8 protein-coding genes and 1 pseudogene are annotated in these 7,573 nt (G+C 73.1%); 4 read left to right on the top strand and 5 right to left on the bottom strand.

All coding sequences use genetic code 11. The features are described 5' to 3' along the window. Positions 1 to 66: 66 nt before the first annotated feature. From CQZ88_RS16935 to CQZ88_RS16925, 3 genes and pseudogenes are all read left to right on the top strand, one after another. Positions 67 to 1,128 (top strand): RimK family alpha-L-glutamate ligase, encoded by a 1,062-nt coding sequence (locus CQZ88_RS16935; RefSeq protein WP_102800071.1) that lies wholly within the window; start codon positions 67 to 69, stop codon positions 1,126 to 1,128. Then, a complete protein-coding gene (locus CQZ88_RS16930) occupies positions 1,125 to 2,198 on the top strand; it encodes a SagB/ThcOx family dehydrogenase (RefSeq protein WP_065923213.1) in 1,074 nt (357 codons plus the stop codon). The genes CQZ88_RS16935 and CQZ88_RS16930 overlap by 4 nt, the downstream gene beginning before the upstream one ends. A gap of 6 nt (positions 2,199 to 2,204) precedes the next feature. Then, positions 2,205 to 3,350: pseudogene (locus CQZ88_RS16925) on the top strand (MFS transporter); the annotation flags it as partial. Between the two features lie 48 nt (positions 3,351 to 3,398). Here CQZ88_RS16925 and CQZ88_RS16920 read toward each other — a convergent pair. From CQZ88_RS16920 to CQZ88_RS16905, 4 genes are all read right to left on the bottom strand, one after another. Beyond that, a complete protein-coding gene (locus CQZ88_RS16920; RefSeq protein WP_065923212.1) occupies positions 3,399 to 4,376 on the bottom strand; it encodes a nitronate monooxygenase family protein in 978 nt (325 codons plus the stop codon). A 25-nt stretch (positions 4,377 to 4,401) separates the two neighbouring features. Continuing rightward, positions 4,402 to 4,800, bottom strand: a complete 399-nt coding sequence (locus CQZ88_RS16915; RefSeq protein WP_029546954.1) for a nuclear transport factor 2 family protein — start codon at positions 4,798 to 4,800, stop codon at positions 4,402 to 4,404. A 67-nt stretch (positions 4,801 to 4,867) separates the two neighbouring features. Beyond that, positions 4,868 to 5,761 carry a crotonase/enoyl-CoA hydratase family protein gene (locus CQZ88_RS16910; protein WP_180987034.1) on the bottom strand — a complete coding sequence of 298 codons (894 nt, stop codon included), beginning with the start codon at positions 5,759 to 5,761 and terminating at the stop codon, positions 4,868 to 4,870. 115 nt (positions 5,762 to 5,876) lie between these two features. Further along, complete coding sequence (locus CQZ88_RS16905) at positions 5,877 to 6,125, bottom strand: WhiB family transcriptional regulator (RefSeq protein WP_006940478.1); 249 nt, start codon at positions 6,123 to 6,125, stop codon at positions 5,877 to 5,879. A gap of 561 nt (positions 6,126 to 6,686) precedes the next feature. On the opposite strand from CQZ88_RS16905, the gene CQZ88_RS16900 reads away from it, so the two are divergent. Then, on the top strand, positions 6,687 to 7,448 hold the full coding sequence (locus CQZ88_RS16900; RefSeq protein ID WP_006940476.1) for a crotonase/enoyl-CoA hydratase family protein: 762 nt from the start codon (positions 6,687 to 6,689) through the stop codon (positions 7,446 to 7,448). Positions 7,449 to 7,463: 15 nt separating this feature from the next. Here CQZ88_RS16900 and CQZ88_RS31215 read toward each other — a convergent pair. Then, positions 7,464 to 7,573: SHOCT domain-containing protein (locus CQZ88_RS31215; RefSeq protein ID WP_258008637.1), on the bottom strand; the 110-nt coding region annotated here is incomplete at its 5' end.

Raw genomic sequence — 7,573 nt, 5'->3', positions numbered from 1 at the left:
GCAACGGCCGGGGCACCACGGTGCCCCGGCCGTACCGTCCCGACGACCGCCACCGAAGGACCCCTCATGACCGCTGCGCTGCCGTTGCTGCTGCGCTCGCATCCCCACCTCACCACCGCCTCCGCCGAATCCCGGGACTTCCAGGCCCGCGTCGGGCATCCCGCGGCGACGGATCCGGCGCCGTGTGTCCTCGTCCTCACCCGGGCCGCCGACCGCGAGATCGACGAGCTGTCGCTGTGGCTCGCCGCCCGCGGCATCGCGCTGGTGCGCCTCGACAGCGACCGGTGTGCCGACACGGACGTGCAGTGGGATCCGTTCGACGGCCTGCTCACCCGCGACGGCCGGACGTTCCGGCCCCGGGTGTGCTGGCTGCGCTACTTCGACGTCGACGCACTGCGCACCGCGCAGACCACCCCCGACGCAGTGCAGCACGTGCGCGACCAGTGGCAGGCGCTCGTCGCCGCCCTTGCCGCGCACCCCGGCCTGCACACGCTCAACTCCGGGGCCCGGCCCGGAACCCCCGACCGCCTGACCCAGCTCGCCGCCGCCCGCGTGGCCGGGCTGCGTGTGCCCGCCACCCTCGTGACCACGCGGCTCGACGTCGCGGCCCGGGCCCTGCCGGGGCCCGGCGACCTGCTGGTCAAGAGCCTCGGCCGGCACTGCGTCGAACCGCAGCCCGGCCGCCTGCGGGGCGTCTACCCGCAGCGCGTCACCCGCGCGTCACTCGACGGCGAACACCGCACGGGCGCACCGGTGCTCGTGCAGGAGTATGTGGCCGCCGACCGGGAGCTGCGGATCCACGCCGTGGGCGGAACGCTGATCGGCTACGCGGTCACCCGGCCCACCCCCGAGTCGCTGTGGACCCGGCCGGAGTCGATCACCGTGCGGCGCTGCGGCATTCCCGCCGACGTGGCCGCATCGCTGCGGACGCTCCTCGACCGGTTCCGGCTCGACCTCGCCGCCTTCGACCTGCTCGACACGCCCGGCGGCCCGGTGTTTCTCGAGGTCAACCCCGAATTCGACTGGCGCTGGACCGAACACGGCGCCGGTGACACCGACACCACGAACGCGGTGCGCGCCCTGATCGCCGCCGCGACCGCCCCCGCCCCCCGAGGAGAGAACCGATGACCCGCGTCGCCGTTGCCGAGTATGCGGTGCTGTTCTGGCGTGACGGCACGCTGGTGTGGGACGACTACCTGCACCACCGGCAGTTCGCGCTCACCCCCGACAGCGAGCGGGTGCTGCGCTGGTTCGCGTCGTGGCGCGAACTCGACAGCATCGCCGAACTGGGGGAGCTGTCGCTCGGAATCGCTCGCCGGCTGCTCGAGGCGCAGGTCCTCGTCGCCGAGGGATCGGCCGAGCACGTCGAACAACAGCAGATGCTCGCCGAGTGGGGCACGTGGGGCCCCTCGGCCCGCTACCTGCACTTCGCGGCCCGCACCGGCTCCGACGTCCGGTTCGCCGACGTGCTCGACGACGAGCTGCGGTCGGCGGCCAAGGCGAGCGAGCAGCCCGCCCCTGCGCCGGCCAAGTCCTACCCGCAGCATCCGATGATTCCCGTGCCCGGCGACCGGCCGGACTCGTCCGGGTGGCGGCGCCCGGGACTCGTCGACGCCCTGTTCGAGCGCCGCTCGGTCCGGCAGTTCACCGCCGACCCCGTGTCCCTGGACGCGGTGGGCACCGTCGCCCGCGTCGCGACGGGACCCGTCGAAGTGATCGACCATCCGCAGGTGGGGCAGGTGCTGTTGAAGACCAGCCCGTCCGCCGGCGCCCGCACCCCCATCGAGCTGTACCTCTACGCGAACCGCGTCGACGGGCTCGCGCCGGGGTTCTTCCACTACGCGCCGCTGCGCGGCGGGCTGGAACGGATCGGCGACAGCGTGCCCGGCTCCGTGCTGGGCGCGGCGCTCGGCGAGCAGCCGTGGCTGTCGGACTGCGCGGCGTTGCTGATCTACACGGCGGTACCGGCCCGGACCCGGTGGCGGTACGAACGTTCCCGCGCCTACCGCGACATCCTCATCGAACTCGGCCACGTCAGTCAGACCGTCCTGCTCACCGCCACCGCGCTGGGCCTGGGCGCGGTGACGGCGACGGCGATGCGCGACCGCGAGCTCGAGGACCTGCTCGGCTGCGATCCCACCGCCGAGCCGGCCCTGGCGGTCACCGCGCTGGGCCGCCCCGCCGCCGGACTCGGGTGACGCCCGTTGTCCGCCGGCGGTGGTGCGCTCCGCAACCCCGACTTCGCGCGGCTGTGCGCCGGTCAGGCGGTCGCGCAGCTCGGCAGCCGCGGCTACGGCGTCGCGATCATGTTGTGGGTGCTCGCGGTCAGCGGTTCGGCCGCGACGGTCGGGCTGGTCTCGACCGTGACGATGGGTGCCTTCACGGCCGCGACGGTCCCGGCCGGCTGGATCGTCGACCGCTTCGATCGCCGTCGCGTCATGATCACCGTCGACGCCTGCTCGGCGGCCGCCGCCGCGGTGCTCGCGGGCTGCGCGTGGCGCGGTCTGTTCCATCCGGTGCCCGTCCTCGTCGCGGTGTCGGTGCTCGGGGCGGGGTGGGCGGTGCGCGGACTCGCCGAGGACGCGGCTGTGCCGCAGGTGGTCGAGCGCGAGCAGATCGGCACGGCGTACGGGCTTTTCGAGGCGCGGGGGTACGCGACCGGGGTGGCCGGCCCGCCGCTCGCGGCGACCCTCTACGGTCTCGGCGCCGCGCTGCCCTTCGCGGGACATGCCGTGTCGTTCGTGGTGGCGGGAGCGGCCGCGGCCCGGGTGCGCACCCCGCTGCAGGCGCCGCGCGTCCCCGGTTCCGCCGCGGAACGGCCGTGGGCCGCCATCCGGGACGGGGTGCGGTGGTTCGCCGCCCACCCGTTCGTCCGCACCACCGCGGCGCTGACGGCCGTCGCCGAGTTCGTGGTAAACGGCTGTGGTCTGGTGGTGGTCGTGCTCCTGGCCGACAGCGGCGCGCCGTCCTCGACGGTCGGGATCGCGCTCGCCGTCGCCTACGGCGGGGGCATGCTCGGGGCGCTGGCGGTGCCGCGGCTCCGCCGCCGGATCCCGGCCCACCGTCTGCTCGTGCTCTCGGCGGGCCTCGGTGTCCTGGCGGTCCTCGCGGCGGCCACGGGGTCACCGGTCGTCGCCGCCGCCGGTTATGCCGCCCTGCTGGCGGTGACCCCGTCGTGGTCGGTGGTGGTGACCGCACGCTGTGCCGAACTGGTGCCCGACGAGGTGCGGGGCCGGGTCGGCGCGGCGACCGGGCTGGTCACCTCGTTGCCGGCGATGTTCGCCCCGCTGACGGTGGGCGTGCTGACGACGGCCGTCGGCGCGGCGAGCACCGCGTGGATGCTCGCCGCGCTCCTCGGCGGGGTGGTCGTGGCGACCGCGGTCAGCCGGACGGTGCGCCTACAGGCCGGCGAGCCGCTCCCGCGCCGCGCGGTACTCGGTGGCGAGCCGGTCGACGAGCTCGGCGGCGGGGACGACGGCGTCGATCGCGCCGACGCCCTGCCCGGAACCCCAGATGTCGCGCCAGGCCTTCGCCTTCGCGCCGGTTCCGGAACTCTCGCCGGTGCCGAAGTCCATGGCCGACGGGTCCGACACGGCGAGGTTGTTCGGGTCGAGCCCGGCGGCTTCGATGCTGCCGCGCAGGTAGTTGCCGTGCACGCCGGTGAACAGGTTGGAGTAGACGATGTCGGCGGCGGTGGAGTCGACGATCATCTGCTTGTAGCGGGCGTCGGCGTTGGCCTCGGCGGTGGCGATGAACGCCGAACCGACGTAGGCGAGATCGGCGCCGGCGGCCTGGGCCGCGAGGATCGAACGGCCGTGCGCGATCGAGCCCGACAGCAGCAGCGGGCCGTCGAACCACTCACGGATCTCCTGGACCAGCGCGAACGGTGACTGGGCGCCCGCGTGGCCGCCGGCGCCGGCGGCGACGGCGATGAGGCCGTCGGCGCCCTTGTCGACGGCCTTGCGGGCGAAGGTGTTGTTGATGACGTCGTGCAGGACGATGCCGCCGTAGGAGTGGATGGCGTCGTTGACGTCGGTGCGGGCGCCGAGGGAGGTGATGACGACCGGGACCTCGAACTCGACGATCGTGGCGAGGTCTTCTTCGAGGCGGTCGTTGGAGCGGTGCACGATGAGGTTGACCGCGTAGGGCGCGGACGGCGCCTCGGGGTGGTTGGCGTCGTGCTTGGCGAGGGCCTCGGTGATGCGGGTGAGCCACTCGCGCAGCATCGCCTGGGGGCGCGCGTTGAGCGAGGGGAAGGAGCCGACGACGCCGGAGGTGCACTGGGCGATCACCAGGTCCGGACCGGAGACGATGAACATCGGCGACGCCACGACGGGCAGGCGCAGCCGGTCTTGCAGGATCGAAGGCAGGGCCATGCGAATCTCCTTGGTGATTTCGGTGTTACGACTGCCCGAGCTGGGCGGCCATGAGCGGGATGAGGGCCTGCAGGCCCTTCAGCGGGCGGGCCATGACCTTGAACGAGATGATCCGGCCGCGGTCGTCCCAGCGGATCAGGTCGATGCCGTTGACGTGGATGCCGTCGAGATCGGCGGTGAACTCGAGAACCGCCGAGTCGTCGTTGTACCACTCGTCGACGTAGCGGAACCCCGTACCGGAGAACACGGTGAGCGCCGCCCGCAGGTAGGCGACGGTCTTGGCCTTGCCTTCCTGCGGCGTGAACACCGCGGGGGAGGAGAACACGGCGTCGTCGGCGATCAGGTCCTCGAGGGCGGCCATGTCCTCGTGCTCGACGATGTGATGCCAGCGTTCGACGACGGGGGGCCGGGTACGAGTGGTCATGGTTCCCTCTCTGTGTTCGTCGCTTCGAGCGTAGGGGCCGCGCCACTAAACAGTCAATGGTGACCGTTCACCCGCGGAACGGCGGTACGGGCAGATCGTCGCGGAACAGGTCCGGCAGGTCTGCGGACACGCTGTCCGGGAACGCCGCGGGACGCTTCTCGAGGAACGCCGAGATGCCCTCGCGGGCGTCGCGCCCGACGCCGCGGAGGTTGATGCCGCGCGTCTCGATGCGGTGCGCGACCATGGGGTGCTCGGCGCCCAGCGTGCGCCACATCATCTGCCGCGAGAGCGCCACCGACACCGGGGCCGAGTGCTCGGTGAGGCTGCGGGCCAGCGCATACGCCCGCTCGAGCAGTTCGGCCCCGGGATACAGCGCATAGACGAGCCCGGCCGTGTGGGCCTCGGCCGCGTCGAAGATCCGTCCCGAATACACCCAGTCCAGGGCGGTCTGCAGCGGAACCAGGCGGGGCAGGAACCAGGTGGAGCACGACTCGGGGACGAGGCCGCGGCGGTTGAACACGAAGCCGATGCGGGCGTCGTCGGCGGCGAGGCGGAAATCCGCCGCGAGCGTCATGGTGATGCCGACGCCGACGGCCGGGCCGTTGATCGCCGCGATGATCGGCTTGCGGCACTCGAACATGCGCAGCACGACGCGGCCGCCGCCGTCGCGCCGGACGTCGGCGGCCGTGTCATCGCGCCGGACGTCGGCGGTCGCGTCGTCGCTCGGCTCGTCGAGCCGCTGCGCGAACGTGTCGGCACCGCCGGAGAGGTCGGCGCCGGCGCAGAATGCGCGCCCGGCGCCGGTGAGTACGACGGCGCGCACGGAATCGTCGGCGTCGCAGCGGTCGTAGGCCGCGATCAGCTCGTGCTCCATCGTGGTGGTGAAGGCGTTGAGCCGGTCGGGGCGGTCGAGGGTGATGGTGGCGATGCCGTCGGCCACGGCGAGTGCGATGTGTTCCACGCCGGCCAGCATGACATGTTTACTGAACGATCGGTAGGTGTCAGGGCCGTGCACAGCGCGGCGCCCCCGTCACCACGGGAGTCGGCGACGGGGGCGCAGGGCGCGGCGTGCGGGCTTATCCGCGGGTCACGCGGCCGCGGCGGAACTCCCGGCCGCCCCAGATGCCGGACTGCCGGGTCTCGGTGGCGTAGGTGGCGCACGCGGTGGCAAGGGGGCAGCGGGCGCACACGTTGCGGGCGTAGTCGAACGACTCCGACGGGTCCGGGAACCAGGCGTCCGGGGTCGCGTCGCCGCGGCACGCGGCCAGGTCCCAGTCCGGCGTGGCGTCCGACGGGGCGAGCAGGTCGGTGAGCATCGTGGTCACGGGCAGGTCCTCCTTCCGAGGACGGGGATGCAGGTCTGGTCGGGGCGGCGCAGGACTTGCGACGGATTCGCTGCCGCCCAGTGCGGTGTCTCGAATCCGCTTGTGGCAGATGGGTTCTCGGTGCCGTAAACGAAGTCGGAGCGGCGGTCACCGGACGAGGGGTGTCCGCCCGGCGGTCAGCACCTGCCGGGTGGTGCCGCCGGCGGCCCCGCATGTCGGGGCCCGGCCGGCGGAAGGATGCCCGCGACGGGATGCCGCATCGGCTGTCGCACCGGCGCAGCCGGGGGTGATGTGCACATCGCATGCCTCCTTCCGTGTCGTGGCCTTCCGTGTCGTGGCCGTCGTCGATCGGTCGGGTCCAACACGCCCCGCGGCCGGGTTCTTCCCGCCCGTGCGCGAACAGTGACGGGTACCTCATGACCCCGGCCTCCCTACATAGGTTTCGGCTATGGGTCGATACCCCGTTCGGACTTTGTCTCGGGCGCCGGTCCGGTGATCGACTCGACGGGACGTTCCGCCCCGTGCCCGGCCGGAACCCCGAGGATCCCGAGGAGACACCACGTGAGCGCTGTACTGACCGAGTTCGGCGACGGCATCGCCGTCATGACCATCAACCGGCCCGAGGCGCGCAACGCCGTCGATCTCGAGGTCGCCAAGGCGCTCGCCGCCGCCGTCGACGAGTTCGAGGCGCGACCGGACCTGGTCGTCGGGATCATCACCGGCGCCGGCGGCACCTTCTGCGCCGGCATGGACCTCAAGGCGTTCACCCGGGGCGAGCGGCCCTCGCTGCCCGGACGGGGATTCGCCGGGCTCACGGAGCGGCCGCCGACCAAGCCGCTGATCGCCGCGGTCGAGGGCTGGGCACTCGCCGGCGGGTGCGAGCTCGCCCTCTCGGCGGACCTCGTCGTCGCCGCCCGGGGCGCCAAGTTCGGCCTGCCCGAGGTCAAGCGCGGGCTCGTCGCCGCGGCCGGCGGTCTGCTGCGCCTGCCCAAGGTGCTGCCCTACCAGCTCGCCATGGAGATCGTGCTCACCGGTGACCCCCTCACCGCCGAGGTGGCGCACGCGCACGGCCTGGTCAACACCCTCACCGAGCCGGGCGCGGCCCTCGACGGCGCGCGGGCGCTCGCCGCCCGCATCAGCGGCAACGGACCGCTCGCCGTCCGTGCCTCCAAGCAGATCATGGCGTCGGCCGTGCAGTACACCGACGCGGAGGCGTTCGCGTCGCAGCGTGCGCTCGTCGAGCCGGTGTTCGCCTCCGCGGACGCGCAGGAAGGGGCCCGCGCGTTCGCCGAGAAGCGCGCGCCGGTGTGGCGCGCGGAGTGACGGCTCCGGGAACCGCTACGACGCGAGGATCCGGGCCTTCTCGGCCTCGAACTCGGCCTCGGTCAGCACACCCTGCGTCTTCAGTTCGGCGAGTTCCTTCAGGGCGGTGATCCGGTCCATGCCGC

This window comes from Rhodococcus sp. ENV425 (assembly GCF_002887785.1).
In the GTDB taxonomy this organism is placed as follows: Bacteria; Actinomycetota; Actinomycetes; order Mycobacteriales; family Mycobacteriaceae; genus Rhodococcus; species Rhodococcus aetherivorans.
The sequence above is the reverse complement of the archived record's forward strand: the minus strand, read 5'-3'. Positions and strand labels throughout refer to the sequence as shown.